A 16,587-nucleotide genomic window follows, 5' to 3' on the forward strand; every position below is an offset into this window, starting at 1 on the left:
GTCCCGGCAGTCGGGCCAGGCGCAGGCGGAAGCGCTCAACCGGAACATCGGCCTGGATGCGGCAGGGACGTGCACTATCGGTGTTCTGCCGGCTCCCAGAGCAGATCGCCAGCGTCGTCCACGACGGGGACACGCGGCTGTGTGGTGCCGCCGAGGGAAGCGTGGCGGAGCAGGGCCGGCGTCCCTGACTGGAAGGCGGCTGCGACGTCTTGGAGCATGGCAGCCACCGAACTCCACAGCTCCACTCCGAGGATCCAGGTCTCGTGGTCCCACAGGAAGACTGCGCCGTACGAATCACCGGGCCGCAAGTCGACGATGAGACCGTCACCGCCAGGGCTCATCGCGATCGGCAGAAACCAGGGCAGGAAACGTGGTTCCGGTTCGCCGTTCGCGTCCAGGGCGGTCCCTTCCTGTTCCGCGACAAGCAACCAGACCTCTCTCGTCTCCAGAGCTTCTTCCAGGCTCACAGGAGCAAACGCTTCCGGGATCCAGTAGTCGGCACTGACGCGCGGCAGGGTCCACCACGCGACCAGGTCGGCGGGAAAACTCACCCCAAGGTCTGCCTCGGTCGCGCGAAGGTGGCTCTCGTCTGCAGCCGCTCTCACAGGGGCCTTCTGGGGAAGTTCCTGGAACCAGGTACCGATACGGTCCCAAGCCTGGTGCACGTCGTGATCAATCGACGTCATGGCCAGGAGTCTTTCAACATGCCGGCAGCCGGGCGAGCCCGAGTGTGCCGGCCGTGCCAGGGTCGGCATGCGCTGATACCACCCACGGCGCAGCGAGCAGCCGGGCCGGGACCGCGCATGGGGAGCTTGGCCCTGCCCCTGTTCGCCTCCATGAGCGGCATACACGGCACGGCACGGTTCCTCGCTCTGAGCAACTCCCGTGCTTCCAAAATCTGCGCGTTCTCGCCCTCCCTCTGATTCATGATCAGAGGCTATTGCGAGTGAGACGGCCAAGTTCGGGAGACTCCTGCCTCCACGACGCCGGTCGCCGCGGCCGCAGGGAACGCTGGCCGCGGATAGCAGGGTAGGTTCAGCCGGCGTCAACGCGGCGCCATGGTCTGACGTACCAGCGTCGTGACCGAGCCATCCGCCTCTCCGCGACGGCCAGGTTCGTGCGGCTGCGCAAGGTGTTTGGGTGGTCCGGTCCCAGTACGCGTGTGCGGTCGTCGAGGACCCGCCGGAACTGCTCGACTGCTTCCGCGTGCTGGCCGAGACGGTGCAGCGCCATAGCGAGGTTGTTGCGACTGGTCAGAGTGCCGGGGTGGTCCGGTCCCCGCTCCCGTGTGTGATCGACGAGATTCTGCCGGTGCAAATCAGCTGCTTCCGCATGCCGGCCCCCATCGTTGAGAGCGTTGGCAAGGTTGTTGCGGCTACTCCGAGTGTCCGGGTGGTCCGGTCCCAGCACCCGCGTGTAGTCGATGAGGTTCTGCCGGTGAAAGTCGATTGCTTCCGCATGCCGTCCGAGGTGGTTCAGCGCATTGGCGACGTTGTTGCGGGCGCTCAGGGTGTGGGCGTGATCCGGTCCCAGGACCCGTGTGTAGTCGGCGAGGCACTGCCGGAACTGCTCGATTGCTTCTGCGTACCGGCCGCTGACGTCCATCACCAGAGCGAGGTTGCTCCGGGTGTCCAGTGTGTCCGGATGATCTGGACCAAGCACACGGGTCCGGTCGATCAGGTTACGCTCGAACAGATTTGCCGCTTCCGCCTGTCGGTCGAGACTCATCAGTGCGGATGCAAGGTCGTTGCGGGCCTCCAGTGTGTCGGGGTGATCCGGCCCCAGCACACGGGTCCGAGCGATGAGGTTACGCTCAAACAGATCGTGTGCTTCGGTGAACCGGCCGAGGGAGACAAGTTCGCGGCCGAGGCCGCTGCGACTCTCCAGGGTGTCGGAATGATCCGGTCCCAGAACGCGCGCTCGGTCCGCGAGGTTCTGCCGGTGCAGGTCGACTGCTTCGGTGTGACGGGTTAGACCGCCGAGCGCGTTGGCGAGGTTGCTGCGGCTGCTCAGGGTGTCTGGGTGATCCGGTCCGAGAACACGTACGCGATCGATGATGTTCTGCTCGTGCAGCTCGACGGCGTCCGCGTTCTGCCTGAGACCGTGCAGCGTGATGCCGAGCCTGTTGCGGCTGTGCAGCGTGTCTGGGTGGTCCGGTCCCAGGACTCGGGTGCGCGTGGCCGCTGCCTGGCGGTTCAAACGAAGGGCCCCGGACATGTCGCCGGCAGCGCTGAGAAGCTGCGCCAACAAATGCTGTGCGCTGGCGAGTTCGAGGCTGTCACGGCATCCCTCGAGTTCGGCGATGGCAAGTACGTGGGGCGCCAGGAGTCTGGCAATGGGCCAGTCGGCAGGGCTCGTGCTGTTCAGGCGTTGCACAGCGGCGACCATGTGATCGGTAACGGCCTGATACCAGTGGCTCGGATCCAGGAACTCGTCCGTCAGGGCGAGGGCGGAAATCTCCCGGATCAGGGGGTGGAGTGACACCTGCGCGATGGCCGAGCCGTCCGGGCCGGTGTCGGGAGTGTCCACGAGACCGTAGGTGTGCAGGCCGTTGATCGCCGCTTCAATGTCAGCCGCCGTTGCCGCTTGGCCGGTGGCCACCGTCACCAGGCTCGGGCTGATGACGGGCAACGGAATCGGCGCGGGGCCGAACAGCGACAGCAGGCGCAGGACGTGGCGCGCACGGGTGTTGCCGCTGAACGTGAGCTGGTCCAGGGAGAGGTCCCAGGTGTGGCGGACGAGGGTGCGGGCAACGTCCGGGTCAGCCGCGTCAGGGTGTTCGGCTCCGAGCAGCTCAGAAAGTTCGTGGTCCAGGGCTTGCATGTAATTGGTGAACGTGCGGTATCGGCTGGCGACGGCGGCCAGGTAGCGGCTGACGGCGTGGAGCGCAAGAGGGAGGCCGCCGAGCCTGTCGGCCAACAGCCGCGCGTCCTCGAGGGTGCCCGCGTCGGGCGCGCCGTCGAGCAGCGTGCTAGCACCGGCATCTGCGTCGAGGGGGGCCAAGCGGTGTAGAACGGCACGGCTGCCCCAGGTGTCGGGGTGAGTGTCGCGGCTGGTGACCAGCAGAAGTCCGCTGCCGCCGGGGCGGATCCAGCCGCGATAGTTGGTCAGGGGCTCACTTCCGGGACCCACCGCAGCGGGCTGGTCGGCATTGTCCACGACCAGCAGCCATGGACGTCCTCGGGCAAGCTGCTGCCACACCACGTCCGGCAAGCTCCCCCGACCGGCACGGACGGCCTCCAGTTGTTCCTCAGGCAGCCCGCAGGCGAGCGCGACCCGGGTCATCTGTTCAGCCAGGTCCGGCTCATCGCGCCACGACACCCAGAACACCGGCATGCCTTGTGCACTGGCGTGCTCTGCCAGCAGGGCGGCCAGAGTGGTCTTGCCGACGCCTCCCGTGCCACACAGCACCGCAAACCGGCCGGCGGGACGATGCAACATCGTCCGCAGCGCGGCCAGCTCGGTCCCCCGGCCGCGAACTGGCCGGCCAGTGTGTACGGGCGCGAGCGACCCGAGCCTGCCGACCAGCACCCGTTCCAAGGGAAGCTGCTGCGGATGCGCGCGTCCTGCGTTGGCATCCAGGCTTCGGGCCCAGAGCTGAAGTCCGACCGCGGCAAGGACCAGAACACCAAAGACGGGCCACACCAACCGGGGATCCTGAGCCCAGGCCGGAACTGTCGCCGTAACGTAGTTCGTGACCACAGCCGTCCCGGCCGCAACCAACGCCGCTCCTGCCGCAGCCGCCGACCCGGCCCGCGCGCTCGCTCCCCGCACATCGCCCCCTTCAGCCTGTCCCGAGCAGCATGACGCCTCCGGCCGGGGCAGGAAGGCACAATGGCGCAACCCGTCTACCGCTTCCCTCCTCGACCGAGTCTCAGTCGCTAGTTCCGCGGCCTATCCGTCCTCTTCCTTGATTTGAGGTGGGCCGAATATCCACAGCAGCGCGCAGGAAATCAGCCCTCCTACGACCAGCCTGATCAGAGCGTCTGCCAGCTTGGCGGTGGAGAACCCGAATACGAGGCGGACGAGGGCTACCATAAAGTCCAGGACAGTTACGCCCAACAGCACGAAGGCCAGGAACGCCAGCGGGACATCGCGCCAGCTTCTACACGCCCTGCGCCCCTCCTCTTCCTGTTTTTTGTCTTCTCTGGAACTGCCCCTGGCCACTGGACTAGCAACGCCACCACGCCATCCTGGCCGACCTCGCCACGACCGAACTCGACGGCACAGTGGCCGGCATCCAGCCCGGCGTGATGTACGAAGGCGATGATCTTGGGGCCTGGCTGGTACGGCAATCCAGGAACTGGGCCGAGCTCAGCGCCGAGCAGCAGCAACGACTCACCGCACTCGGCATCACACCCGCCAAACAGCCCACCCCTCCCCCGGCCGGGCACGACGCTGGTGTGAAGCCGTCGGCCAAGGCGCAGCAGGCCTTCCAACGCGGCCTGACCGCGCTCGCCCGATGGACCGAACGAGAGGGAACGGGCCAGCCCGTACCACGAGGCCACAGCGAAGAAATCGTGATCGAAGGCGAAGCAGAGCCGGTGGCGGTCCGACTCGGCGTGTGGATCTCCAACACCAAAACCAGACGCGACAAACTCACCCCTAACCAGCGCACCGCCCTACAGGAAACGGGCGTTGAGTGGGTGTAACACCGCCTGCAGTCCATCGTTGAACTCAGCGACTGTGCACACTCCCCCACTACGGGACCCCGGGGCGACACGAACCGGGGTCCCGCGCCGTTGCCACCACCAGCAGCGCAAAAGCTACCCGGCAACCAAGCGGATCTTCAGCAAGCCCGGAGGCCCGGTCGGCAAGCGTGCCGGTGACGGCGGTGACATAGGCGCGCACGGTGGTGGAGGGTCGCAGACGCCCATCAGCTGTCACTGATAGCCGAGAAATTCTTCGGAGTGCAAACGCCACCCGGCGTCCTGCTTGACCAGGACCACGGCGGTACGCTCAAAAACGTCGTAGTACCCGGAATCCGGATCGTGGCCATAGGAGAACCACACCGCCTCGATCCGCGTCGTCTCCGGGGTCTCGCTGACGACGGTCACCTCGTCCAGCCTGGTCACGACGTCGAATACACCGATTTTTTCGCTATTGCGCGATCTGGCGTACTCGGCGCAAAAGTCCACAGGGCTCCGGTAGAGCATCTGAACCTCTCGGGTACAAGTTGCAACCGGTTTATATGAGCAAACTGTAAGGCGAAAGACTCCACCTGACTCGACTGCGGGCGCCCAAGCAGATAGATCAACTGGCCATCGGCGGTGATCGACTCCAGCCATGTCCCGGCTGCCCGCACGACCCCCAACGGGCCCCAGCCCAGTGACCCGTGCATGGCCGGGCAGCAAGCGCCAGCAGACATGGCCAATCTCGATCGTTCCGTGTTTTTCGTTTGACCAGCGCTGCTCAGCTTCGGCCGTGCCGTTCCGGCAATCGCAGCGCAACCGCCGCAAGCCTGACGGGTCGACGTCGCGTCCCGCCCTACCAATCGATGTTGACCTGCACGCAGTTCATATAGAGGAACATGCCGGATGCGAAGAGGAGCCAGGCCAGCAGCAGGGTGTAACCATCCCAGGAAGTACGTGCCGCACGCAGCGGTCGCCGGGGCCACATCGCCTTGGCCCTGGGAAGCCAGGAGCGGCGAGCGGAGTAGAGAAACGGGAGCGGTGGCAGGGCGAGGGCAACGATGCACCCGCACAGCCCTGCCACGAGGGCGACGACAAGGATCCCCGCACCGGGCCGGTCCTTGGGCAGGAACATCTGGACGCCTTCTGCGGGCAGCACCGGGGTCCAGAGGATCGAGGCGCCCGTCGCGCACCAGAGCACTGCCAGTGCCAAGGCAAGCGTGTGGGATCGGGTGAGCTGGGGGGGCGTCAGGCGCCGGGCGGCCAGTCGGCCGGCCATCCGGAGAAGTACCGCCGCAGAAGCGACGGCCAGGACGGCCAGGGCTATGCTCTGCGGACTCGTCGGCGCGAAGACCAGTCGCGCAAGGGCGAACCCCGGAGCGAACGCCGCGGCCACCCGGAACATGGAAACGAGCGCACGCGACTCAAGCGGGGCCCGGAACCGGTCGGCGACGACCGGGACAGGCACGGGGTCCGCCAGGCCTGGCGCGGAGTCGGGTCGGCACACCGCGGCGACCAGGGCGAAGAGATGTTCCGGACGCTGTTCACGGAAATCCAGCCACTGATAGCGCCTCAGCGCCCCGTTGTCGTCAGGTATATCCACCTGGTCCAGCAGCACGCAAATCGCACGCGGTGCCCGCTCCCTGATGGCCTCCGTCACATCCGCCCAGTCCACATGCGAGCTGACGAGAACAAGCGTCCAGCCCGCCGGTGCCACAGTCTCAGTGCTCGTGTCAGAGCTTGCCCCAACGCCCGCCATTTGTAGGGCCGTGCGCAGGAATTCGGCCACGGACTCGTCGGCCTGCGCCAGGCACTGCACCTGCAGGACGACGTTCCCAACCGGTCGCCTCTGCCCGACCCCGTTCCGCATGCACAGCAGTCGCCATTCCCACAGAAACCGCGGGTCCCTGCCGCGCCGCGGCACCCCCGGCTGCCCCGCCCCGAGCTGGGTCTCACCAGCCAACTGCCAGATCTCCCGCCACCCTGCCCGGAGTCCCGGGTTCCGACTCGGACGCAGGGCACCCCGCCTCGGTCCCGAGCCTACATACGGGACCTCGGTGGCACGGCGACGCTGGTAGGCGACGCCCATCCCGGCGGGCAGCCACAGGTAGAACCACCGGGACCACAACGCGCAGCCCAGGCAGACCACCGCGGCCGCGACGGCTACGGCCAGGGCCCGGGCCACGGCGGCCGCATCCTCGGTCACCGCCGCCGGAGTGGGCCAGACCTCCCTCGCCACTGTGGGATCGCCGATGTCCGGCAGAGCCAGGATCGCCCTAACGCTGAAACCGCACGCAGCCGACACAGCCCCGCCGCTACCGACCGCGACCACGAGCGAGACCCAGCCGCAGCTCCGCCGCGCGAGGCCGACCGCCACAGCCAGCATCGCCGGTCCGAACGGGGCCACCATCGCGGTCAGCGTGAGGAGGATGTACTGCACACTGTGCCAGCGGCCCAGGCGAAGCCCGTTCAGCGCGTTGCTCTGCCGCCGCAGAGTCGGCTCGTCAAAAGGGCTCCCGGCAAGATGCCCAACCGAGACGTCCAGCCTCACCATGAGCACACTCGCCCACACAAGGGCGGCACCCATGATCACGGCACAGACCACGAACCCAGCTATCGAGGCGGGCACCCGAGGCAGCGACAGTCGCTGCGGCACCAGCCGACCCGGCTTCGACTCCTCGCCGCCCGGCTCAGCGCCCGACCCGCTTTCAAGCCGTTCCCCGGTCCCGACGATCTCTTCGCCGAGCATGTGCATCCGCTGCCAGAAACGAACGCGCAGATCATGCACGGGAAAACCGTCCAGCTCGGACGGCACAACGGTGCCCGCGACCAGGCCGACGTACACCGGGATCCTGCGCTCCAGCGCCCTGCCCCACTCCAGGCGAACGTACTCGGAGGCAATCGCCGCGGGCGAGGCCAGCAGCAGGAGCGCATCGGCCGTCTCCAGCGCGTCGTCCCACGCGGCCTCCCAGTCCATCCCTGGACGCAGCCGCTGCAGATCGAGCCAGGGATCCAACCGTTCGCGTGCCCACAGCGCCGCGGTCACCGCCTCTGCGAAGTGGAAGTCACGCCGCGAGTAGCTAACGAAGACCTTCAGCGGCCGACCACCGCCTGCAGGCGCTCCCTCTAACTCGTCCGGCCCGTCCGCCATCACTGCCCTCACCCGTGCCCCACCCTCGTCCGTTACCCCAGCATTCCCAAGCCGCCCCCGTCCTCCGATCCTCGCGTACCGTGCCGCCGCGAGCTTCCGTTGAGCCGTCACCACTCGGGTCTCCCCCCGTGCGTCGCGGATGGTTTCGACGGCCCCCAAGGTGACGCGTTCGGACAGAACGTCGGATCCGTCGGTGAGGTTGCGGATGGCCAGCCTCACCGCTTCGTCCGGGAAGTTCGCTGTGCGTGATATCCAGCCTAGAGAAGTCGACGCGCTCTCACCGGCGTAGGTCACGGATTCGGCGACCACACCCGCGTAGCCTGTCGGTCGGGCCGGCATCGAACCCACGCCCGAGGACACGAAGCCCACGCCACACACCCCGCGCGCCGAGCGGGAGACCGGAGAGCGGGTGGTTCGCAGGGTGGGGCCGGAAGCCTTCCGGTTCCTGCTCAAGGCAGGTTTCGCCGGGCCGGCCGACATCAGGGCGGGATCAAGTACATCGGTCACGGTCTGAGGTTCGGGATCCGCCACTACCAGTGGCACTGCGAAGTCGCGGTGTCTGCGTTCGCGGAGAAAGCAGACGTACCCTCCACGGCGCGGGATCGCGTGTACGTGGGCAACCTGTACGTCAGATGCGGGCTCGGGCCACTGAACCATCTGCCCAACACCGCGCGCAACGCCCGTCTGACCGAACTCAGAGTCCGGGCGTTCGCCAGCGTTATGCGTGAACTCCTGCCCTTCCTGCTCGGCCCCGACCGCGACACCCTCATGCGCAAAGCCTGAGCAGCGGCCGGGCCGCCGCCTCACGATGGTCGCCAGGGCTTGACTCGGACTTCCCGTGTAGGCAACGAACACCGCCTGGGCGGGGTTCAGCTGCGCAGCCAGCCGAACAGTCCGTTGCCACGGCGTTCGCGTGCCCACTCCGCTTCCGCCTCGGCCCTCTCCCGGTCAAGGCGTTCACGCTCGCTGCGGCAGAGCGGGCACTCGGCTCCGGGCGCCAGGCCGTCGCCCTGCCCGCCGTCGTAGTCGTCCGGATGGACGTCGGTGCCGCAGGCCGGACAGGGCCACATTTCTGCCCGGCGGCGGCGCTGTTCTTCCATGCGTCGCTGCTTGCGGGCCTCCCTGGCCGCGGCGCGGGCTCGTTCGGCAGCCTGCCGGGCCGCATGCCGCTGCTCCTCCCGCTGCCGGTAGGCGCGGTAGTCGTCAGGATTGTCCAGGGCGGCGGTAAGCGCCTCGCGGACGCTGTGGCCGAAGCGCCGCCACACCGCCCCATGCGGGCCATCAGCAGCCAGCCGGTCCAAGGTGGTGACCAGGACAGGCACCGTGAAGTCGTAGGTGCGCCAGCCGTCTGGCGTGCCCCAAGCATCGGTGTAGGGGCCGGTATGCCAGGTGCCCTGCCAGTACCGGGCCGAAAGGCGGGCCACTTCGCTGATGCGGCGCTGCGGCACCTGGGGGTTGACCCGCCGGGTGAAGACGATCGCCACCGGCGGGTAGCCCCCACGACAGGAGTCCTCCCATCGTGTCGACCACAGCGGGACGTCGTCCCCTACGCGGTGGCCGGTCATGGTGCGCTGGAAGAAGCGGTGGTAGCGGGCGATCTTGTCCGCCAGCACAGCTGCCGGTTCGGTGTGGTTGTCGACCTCCACGAACAACACCGGCAGCTGGTCCTGTGGTGCAGTCAGCACCGCGTCGGCCCGCAGGCTGCCCCTGCCGGGCGTGGTGAAGGTTCCGGTGACCGGGAGGATCACTTCCGTCGTCCAGCCGCGCAGGGTGCCCAGGCCGCGAGGCCGGGCGGATACCCGCCGTGACCCCGGCTGGACTGCAGGGGCGGGCTGGGTGCCGGTGGCAGGCCCGGCGCTTCGGGCGGGGGCGGGGGTTTCCGTTGGGGCGGGCCCGGCGCTTACGGGCCTGGCTTCGTCAGCGAGGCAAGGGCTGCGGCGGGGGATGGGGTGGGTGGGTTGTGGTGGTGACTGGCAGAACGCGTCGATGGTGTCGGTCACCTTCAGCGCGTGCCCGGCACCGGCCTTCGCCGCCTCCCGCGCCGTGCCGCCCATCTCCTTCGGCGGGCGGCCGAGTTCGCCGGCGGCCGCCGCCAGCCCCGCCGTAGTCAGGTTCCACACCTGCTCCGCCACCGGCCTGCCCGACCGGCCGGGCCGGTTGGCCGAGCCCACCGACTCCACCAGCCCCGCCGCCTTCAGGTCCTTGCACGCATTGCGGACCGTCTGCACATCCGCCGTCCCCGGCAACACCAGCTGCCGCAGCTGCCCGGCCGTGGCGACCTTCACCACCCCCAGCGCCAGCAGCACCAGACCCCGCACCCGGGCCGTCGACCCATACGGCCACCGCCTGCTCCCCGTCACCCCACACCTCGCCTCCCCCGCCGCCGCTCCACATCCCAACCGGCCCCCCTGGGGGCCACACCGGCTCCCCGACCGCGGGGCGCGGCCGACGGCCCGCGCACGCACACCCCCCGGGGCTGGGCGGGCACCCCGGGCCCCACCGCAAGCCCCACCACGACCACTCCACCACCCACCACTGACACACAAGCACGGGAGTAAAGGGCTGTCGGCACCGCCGCCACCCACGCACAGGCCCGCTGACCTGCACGAATGCAACACCGGGCACGGGAGGTCACCGTAGGGGACCGCATAGGGGACACCGTAGGGAGCGCTACAGGGGCCACAGAGCTCCGGCACGCCGCCCGGACACGACACCCCGGGCTCGCTCACCGCGGCAAGCCCACACGGCGGCGACACAGCAACGCCGGCCGGCCTTGAGGGTGCCGGCCCTGCTGTCGCGCGGGCGTGTGCCGGGCGTTCCTGGCGTGCGCGTGCACCGATAGCGGCATGCGCCGCTCTACGGTCGGCCAGTGCCGGCTGCCTACCGCTTCACCAGGTCGGCGGGGTCGATGTCCAGGGGAAACGGCTCCGTCACTGCCGTGGTCCGGCCGGCTGGGACCAGCCGGTCGCTGTAGGCGCCGTGCTCCAGGTGCCCGAGGTACAGCCGCGGAGCAGGCTCCAGCTCCAGGCGCCAGTAGTGCTCGATCCCCGCTGCCGCATACAGAGCGGGCTTCACCTTCCGGTCCGCGACGCGGGTGGAGGGAGAGGCGATCTCCACGACGGCGATGACGTCCTGGGCATGCACGGTCACACCGGACAGCACGCCAGTCGCCCTTCGGCGGGGAAGCTCTGCAAGCCCGTCACCGTGCAGCCTCGCAAAGCAGCAACCGCGACCCGTCATAGCGTCAGATTCAGCGGCAGGGGCAGCCCGTGGAGCGGTGAGGTACCGAAAGTCCTGGCGACCTGCGGTGGTGAGCAGATTCGTGCTCCTCACCGGTGACACCAGTGAACCCGGGCGGCCGGATCGCAGGGAGAACGTCGTGTTCGACGCGGTGAGCAACCACGCCTGCGGATCTCGGGGCGTATCCCGCGCTGACCGCGACGGCACACCACGCAACAAGTGCGTCACCGCTGCGCACCAGTGCGGTCTGGGAGGCGCCGAAGCGTGACGCCGTACCGCATCGTGGGGGTCGGTCACAACTAACGGGGGGATGCGGCAATGGAGTTCACTGCCGGTAGACGGATACGGCAGACCGGGCGGCGTTTCCTGGGCGTCGCCGGCGTCGGGCTAGCGGCAATGGCGGCGTGGTTCGTGGCGGAAGGGCGCCCCGACCACCTCACGGACCTTGCGTTTCCTGTGCTTGCCAGCGCTCTGTGCGTGCTCTTGGGAGTGGTGCAATTCGCCCGGCTGCGGAAGCCGTTCCGGCTCGTCGTTGACGACTTCGGAGTGACGACGTACGACGGGGCATTGAGCTGGGCGCAGATCGAGGCTATCGCCCTCCGCTACCCGGAACCGGTGTACGGCGAGGACGGAACCAGCTATCCCGCTCCGCTGCTCACCCTCCGTCCCGTCGCGGGCGTCACGTTGCCGCGCAAGCCCGATCCGACCCGCGACGGACGGCTGCGGTACACCCTGCTCGACACTGACAAGCTCGATCAGGGTATTTCCGAGCTCACCGATGCACTGGCGTACTACGGGGGCGAACGGTTCGAGACGGTCCCCTTGTCCGTGCGGCCTCCCGCTCCCCCCGTCGTGGCCGACGCGGCGTGGAATGTTCCCGGTGGCGAGTGCGTGTTCCTCGGGCGGGAGCCCAACGGAGCGCGGTTCTTGACCCGGCTCGGCGTCGCCTGCGTACTCACTGTGCCTGCCGGTGTAGTGGCAGCCACGTCGGCCGGTCACTTCGGAACGTTCTGGGCCCTCTGGGGCTGGGGCACCGTGATTGCCTGGGGGATGACGATCCACTCCTTCCGACGCTGGAGGCGGCCTCTTCGGCTGCGGATCGGGCCAGGTGGCATCGGGATGCGTGAGTACGCCACCTCCGAGTTCTACGTCCCATGGTCCAAGATCGCCGCGGTTGTCTTCGAGACCCGCCCCGGCACCTCGAAGCAGACCGTCCAACTGACCCTCCTGCCCCTCCCCGGCGCCGACCTCGGCCGGGATCGCACGCACCTCATCGACGGCCACCAGGCCTATACCCTGGTGCGCCTCGACCGGCTGCATGACGGGGAACACGCAGTCGCGCCCGCCCTTGAGACCTACGCGGGCGAATGCTTCAGCCGCTGACCGAAGCGCGGACAGCCAGCCGGGGGGCCTCCACAGCGACAGTCCCCCTCGCGGCCACACCACACGCCGGCCCCGTCTGCGTCGGACACCCAGCGCGCAGCGGGCGAGGCGTGGCTGCCGCAGAGCCCCGGCCGCATCGATCCCATCGAGCCGGCCGGGACCCCGCCCTCGTGGGCCCGGCAACCGGTCCGGTACGAACCGCCATCGACGAGGTCGTCTCGGCGACCAGAGCAGCGATCCGTGCGCGGCCGCGGCAGCCCTCTCGGGCCTGCTGCGGCCGCGCACGGAATACCCACCACCATCCGCCCGGCGGTCGCCGCACGCCCCGAACAGGCGACGTCACCGCGTCCTCTTCGTGCCCGAACCAGCGGGGTCACGGCAGGTCAGTCTCTGAGCCTGTGCCGGAGCCCCGCGCGCAGCAGGTCAGGGATGGCCGTCGTGTCGCCTTCCACGCTCTCCTCGTGGCTGTCCGGTTCGGGGCCATGCTCACCTGGCCAACGTCCAAGGGCTCTTCACCCTGAGAACGGCCAGCTCACGCCAGAGCCCGTCAGGGGCGGGGTGAGGGCGTCGATGAGGACCCGTACCTGCAGCAGGGTGCCGTCGCTGGCGGCTCCCGGTGCCGGGGCAATGACCTGGACGACGAGTACGAACAGTGTGCACAGGCGGCCGTCGGCGACCGCCTGTGGGAGGCCCCGCAGGGATGCTCGCAGAGACTCTTCGCTCCAGCGGATAGGAGCCAGGCCATCGGCGAGATCGCGCTCTTCCACACTGGGTTGCCAAACACCCGTGCGGAAGTCGTCCAGCAGGCCCGCAGTGGCAGACCCCAACAAGTCGGCAGGCACCGTCGTCGTGCGCTTTGTAACGAGACGGCGGTGAGTACGACGCCAGGAGCCGACCACGCGCAGCGGGCACCAAGGAACCCGGATCGGCTTCGGGTGCCTGACCGTGTTGCTCTGGCGGGCATTGTCTATGTAATGCGCAAGGTGTGGACAGGCGGGCCGTCCCCGCCGGTGTGGTGGGCTGCTCGGGCGTGACCGCCTGGCGCCGCCTGCGGCCGGTGCCGCAGCCGCTCCCGGTGTGGGTCGGCGGGTCGGGCTCCCATTACCTGACGTTTTGTCAGAATGGCGTCGGGGGCAATCCCAGGCCCGGGCGAGGCTCGCGCCCGGAGTGCGAGGAAGGCGAAGGAGCGAAGTGGACCTCGAGCAGTACAAGGACAACGTGGCGCATGCGGCCGAGGAGGCCCGTGACTGGTTCTTCAACCAGTACCTCCCGGCCTGGACCGCCGTGGCTGCGGACCCATCCGCCGATCCCCGGGTCGTTCTGAACTTCTGGGTCCCTCCGCTCAGCGTCTCAAGGGACGACCCCGACCCGGCCCGCGCCCTGTACGACTGGTGCCCCGACCCGGACTCGGTACTGGTCTACCTTGCTGCGCAGCAGGAGCCGCTGCGGGCCGCCGGATACACCCACACCGATGTTCCCGACAGCCGAGTGACCGCCTACAGCTCGCACTCCGCCGGGATCGACGTGATCTGGTCGCGCCGCAGGGCCGACAACACCGAGATCGAGCGCCTCGCAGTGCACTTCGAGGTCCGGCGTCACGACTCCGGTACCTGGCGCATCATCGCCATCGCCTCCCACCCGACCGACGTCGACCGCATCGCCGACACCTTCGTCACCGTGACCCCCTGATCCGCCTCACGCGCGGGGCCTGACGTCGGCGACATGCCCACAATGACCCGTTCACCTCGTACAGCCCCTAATCGGTGACTTCGCCCGGCGTGGCTCTCGCGAACGTGGAGGGGGTGAGTTGATAGCGGCGCTTGAGGCCAGCCTCCGCGCAACGGGAAAGCACCGAAGGAGACCGAACTGCTGCGTGTCTGCATCCGATCCGAATCGTCGCCTATGCGGCGGGCACGCCCCCTTGCCGGTTCAACGGCGGCGCGAGGTATCGCAACACCAGATGCAGCCTGCTTCACCCGCTCAGAGAACAACCGACCACCAGCAACGTTCCATCGCCACGGCTCTCGACCAGTGCGGTTCGAGGATTGTTGCTCTTGTGGGGCGGGCATGGCTTTCCAGCAGGTGACACGATGGGTCTGAGGGGGCGCCGCGGCTCGCAAGAAGTGACCGCTCAGCTTTTGCAGGCCTACCAGGACGCGAAGAAGGCCAAGGCCGCCGAGGAAAAGCGCCTGCAGCAGGAATCGTTCGAAGCGGCCCCGGGCGTGTCGGCGGCCGAACGGGGATCCGGACGTTCACATCGGGCACGCGGGGTCTTCCGTTCACGGTGCTGCAGGACACTACAGGGGGTCCGGGTACGTTCCCGTGCCGCTTCCGGAACGCGCGCGACACCCGAGAGTGGCGGACGGGCCGCAGGCCGGCTCGTGGCCGGAGACTGGCCGGTACGGTGTCACACCGGACGCCTTGGCTCTCGCCACCTGCACGAGCAACGCGTGTGGGCAGGAACAGGGCGCAGGCGGCGGTGGCTGTCCCACCGGCCCAGGAGGAGGAGCAGGCGTGAAGAGCGTCCGGCTGCGCGAGCACCAGGTCGAAGCGAACGCGCGGATCCGGCAGTGGGCGGGGTTCCCCGCACGCTCCCCCGTCCCCGACGACGGGGCGCGGGCCACGCTGGTGTCCGCCACCGGATCGGGGAAGACCATCACCGCCGCATGGGCTGCGCTGGATCTGTTCCGGGACTGCCGGATCCTGGTCATGGTGCCCACCCTCGACCTGCTCGTGCAGACCGCGCAGGCCTGGCGCCAAGTCGGGCACCGCGGGCCCATGGTCGGCATCTGCTCGCTGGAGGGTGACGAGCTGCTGGAGCAGCTGGAGGTGCGGACCACCACGAACCCCATCCAGCTGACGCTGTGGGCCGGTACCGGGCCCGTGGTCGTGCTCGCCACGTACGTCTCCCTGGTGGACCGGGACGACTCCGCACCTCATTCTGAAACGATCAGCAAGGCCCGCCCAGGCGTAGCCGGTCCGAAGCCATGCGGATCCAGCCCTCCAGGAAATGTCAAGCGCGCTTGCGTTTGCGTTATAGGTCAGGCAGGATCGTCCCATGGTGACCTCACCGCGCGTGACCCGCGTCATACTGGATCTCGAGGAAACGGACGAGCTGGACCGTCTCGCCCGCGCCGTCGAGGAGTACACCCTGGCGCTGGAGCAGGCGCGAACGGCACTGAGTGAGGCAGCGGGCAGGATCGCCGCCCGTTATGAACGCGGCGGACCGGCCGCGGTGGCCGCCCGTGTGGGCTGGTCGCGTCAGCACGTCTCCACCTTGGCTGCAGCCCACCGTCGCAACCTCAGCAGTCAAGGAAAGGACGCAGCATGAGCACCGCATCCGAACACCCGGAGCGCCGGAGCGTGCCGCAGCCTTCCTCTACGGCCGAAGAGCTGCGAGCCGCTCTCGCCCGGATCGCGCCGGAGGCGGTGCCCACCTTCGATGCCGAGCGGGCCGCGGCCATGACCCAGGCGCGGAGTGAGGTCAGCTCCGCCCCCGTGCGGCGGTTCCTCGGCCAGTGGGCGCTGCAGGTCGCCATTGAACGCCATCCGGAACAGGCCGCCCGGCTCCGGCACCTCGAAGCCCGGGCCGCCGTCGTCGAGGACCCGGACGAGGCCAGGACGGTCGCCGCCGAGATCGGGTGGATCCTCGACAAGGCCGCCACCGAGGCTGGGCTGCCCCGCAGCGGTCAGTCTTGAGCGGCTGGCGCTGGGAGTACGACCCGGACGCCGAGCATGTCGTCAACGGCCTGCCCGCGCGGGTCGTGGCCGAGGTCGAGCGCCTGGCCGGCGAACTCGTCGTCCTGGCCGATGTGGGCGTCGACGTCACCGACATCGGCGACGGCCCCCGCAAGGGCGTCCCCGGCGGACTGCGCCGCATCCCCCTCCTCGCAGACGGATGGTTCTACGCCCTGCCCCTACCCCGCCTGCAACTCATCGCCGTCGTCCGCGTCATCCCCCCGTACACGGACCAATAAAGGCAACGCGGCACGTCACATCCCCACGGCAACAGACAACAGCCGGCCCCAAAATCCATGCCGCCTGCGCAGGCCGTTGACACGCGGCCCCCGGGAACATGCCATGCGGCTCGGTTCGCCTCGTCCGCACCCGCTGCAGTTTGGCAGCGGTGTACGTGTGCCCGCGGGCTGATGTGTCATCGCCGGCGCCGGGGCCTTCCCCTAC

The 16,587-nt window shown here is 68.8% G+C and carries 13 protein-coding genes and 3 pseudogenes; 9 read left to right on the top strand and 7 right to left on the bottom strand.

Annotated features, from left to right (window positions below):
• Window positions 1–74: 74 nt before the first annotated feature.
• The 3 genes from OG937_00635 to OG937_00645 form a co-directional block, all read right to left on the bottom strand.
• Complete coding sequence (locus tag OG937_00635; GenBank protein ID WUD70338.1) at window positions 75–686, bottom strand: SMI1/KNR4 family protein; 612 nt, start codon at window positions 684–686, stop codon at window positions 75–77.
• 349 nt (window positions 687–1,035) lie between these two features.
• Window positions 1,036–3,645, bottom strand: a complete 2,610-nt coding sequence (locus OG937_00640; GenBank protein WUD78588.1) for a tetratricopeptide repeat protein — start codon at window positions 3,643–3,645, stop codon at window positions 1,036–1,038.
• 249 nt (window positions 3,646–3,894) lie between these two features.
• Window positions 3,895–4,167, bottom strand: coding sequence for a hypothetical protein (locus OG937_00645; protein WUD70339.1), 273 nt, complete (start codon window positions 4,165–4,167; stop codon window positions 3,895–3,897).
• Between OG937_00645 and OG937_00650 the strand changes: the two are divergent.
• Window positions 4,149–4,652: pseudogene (locus OG937_00650) on the top strand (helicase associated domain-containing protein). The gene OG937_00645 and the pseudogene OG937_00650 sit on opposite strands and share 19 nt — an antisense overlap.
• 231 nt (window positions 4,653–4,883) lie before the next feature.
• Here the strand turns inward: OG937_00650 and OG937_00655 are convergent.
• Window positions 4,884–5,075 (bottom strand): hypothetical protein, encoded by a 192-nt coding sequence (locus tag OG937_00655; GenBank protein WUD70340.1) that lies wholly within the window; start codon window positions 5,073–5,075, stop codon window positions 4,884–4,886.
• 412 nt (window positions 5,076–5,487) lie between these two features.
• A complete protein-coding gene (locus OG937_00660; GenBank protein ID WUD70341.1) occupies window positions 5,488–8,289 on the bottom strand; it encodes a toll/interleukin-1 receptor domain-containing protein in 2,802 nt (933 codons plus the stop codon).
• Between the two features lie 105 nt (window positions 8,290–8,394).
• Here OG937_00660 and OG937_00665 point away from each other — a divergent pair, with 105 nt between their 5' ends.
• Window positions 8,395–8,565 carry a hypothetical protein gene (locus OG937_00665; protein ID WUD70342.1) on the top strand — a complete coding sequence of 57 codons (171 nt, stop codon included), beginning with the start codon at window positions 8,395–8,397 and terminating at the stop codon, window positions 8,563–8,565.
• An 86-nt stretch (window positions 8,566–8,651) separates the two neighbouring features.
• On the opposite strand, the gene OG937_00670 is transcribed toward OG937_00665, so the two are convergent.
• Window positions 8,652–10,142 carry a replication-relaxation family protein gene (locus OG937_00670; protein ID WUD70343.1) on the bottom strand — a complete coding sequence of 497 codons (1,491 nt, stop codon included), beginning with the start codon at window positions 10,140–10,142 and terminating at the stop codon, window positions 8,652–8,654.
• Between the two features lie 520 nt (window positions 10,143–10,662).
• Window positions 10,663–10,932, bottom strand: a complete 270-nt coding sequence (locus tag OG937_00675) for a Uma2 family endonuclease (protein WUD70344.1) — start codon at window positions 10,930–10,932, stop codon at window positions 10,663–10,665.
• Window positions 10,933–11,340: 408 nt separating this feature from the next.
• Here OG937_00675 and OG937_00680 point away from each other — a divergent pair, with 408 nt between their 5' ends.
• The 7 genes and pseudogenes from OG937_00680 (at window position 11,341) to OG937_00710 (ending at window position 16,382) form a co-directional block, all read left to right on the top strand.
• The gene (locus OG937_00680; GenBank protein WUD70345.1) at window positions 11,341–12,405 is read left to right on the top strand and encodes a hypothetical protein; all 1,065 of its coding nucleotides are present in this window, start codon (window positions 11,341–11,343) and stop codon (window positions 12,403–12,405) included.
• A gap of 914 nt (window positions 12,406–13,319) precedes the next feature.
• A pseudogene (locus OG937_00685) lies at window positions 13,320–13,459 on the top strand (IS5/IS1182 family transposase).
• Window positions 13,460–13,596: 137 nt separating this feature from the next.
• Window positions 13,597–14,094, top strand: coding sequence for a hypothetical protein (locus tag OG937_00690; protein ID WUD70346.1), 498 nt, complete (start codon window positions 13,597–13,599; stop codon window positions 14,092–14,094).
• A gap of 825 nt (window positions 14,095–14,919) precedes the next feature.
• A pseudogene (locus tag OG937_00695) lies at window positions 14,920–15,333 on the top strand (DEAD/DEAH box helicase family protein).
• Between the two features lie 130 nt (window positions 15,334–15,463).
• Window positions 15,464–15,736: a hypothetical protein gene (locus OG937_00700; protein ID WUD70347.1), complete on the top strand. Its 273-nt coding sequence runs from the start codon at window positions 15,464–15,466 to the stop codon at window positions 15,734–15,736.
• A complete protein-coding gene (locus OG937_00705; GenBank protein WUD70348.1) occupies window positions 15,733–16,104 on the top strand; it encodes a hypothetical protein in 372 nt (123 codons plus the stop codon). The genes OG937_00700 and OG937_00705 overlap by 4 nt, the downstream gene beginning before the upstream one ends.
• Window positions 16,101–16,382 (top strand): hypothetical protein, encoded by a 282-nt coding sequence (locus OG937_00710; protein WUD70349.1) that lies wholly within the window; start codon window positions 16,101–16,103, stop codon window positions 16,380–16,382. The genes OG937_00705 and OG937_00710 overlap by 4 nt, the downstream gene beginning before the upstream one ends.
• Window positions 16,383–16,587 lie beyond the last annotated feature (205 nt).

Source organism: Streptomyces sp. NBC_00510 (assembly GCA_036013505.1).
Lineage (GTDB): Bacteria > Actinomycetota > Actinomycetes > Streptomycetales > Streptomycetaceae > Actinacidiphila.

What these genes read in the sequence shown, in the direction of transcription:
- OG937_00635 (WUD70338.1), bottom strand. Translation starts at nt 686, where the DNA reads ATGACGTCGATTGATCACGACGTGCACCAGGCTTGGGACCGTATCGGT.
- OG937_00680 (WUD70345.1), top strand. Translation starts at nt 11,341, where the DNA reads ATGGAGTTCACTGCCGGTAGACGGATACGGCAGACCGGGCGGCGTTTC.
- OG937_00700 (WUD70347.1), top strand. Translation starts at nt 15,464, where the DNA reads ATGGTGACCTCACCGCGCGTGACCCGCGTCATACTGGATCTCGAGGAA.
- OG937_00705 (WUD70348.1), top strand. Translation starts at nt 15,733, where the DNA reads ATGAGCACCGCATCCGAACACCCGGAGCGCCGGAGCGTGCCGCAGCCT.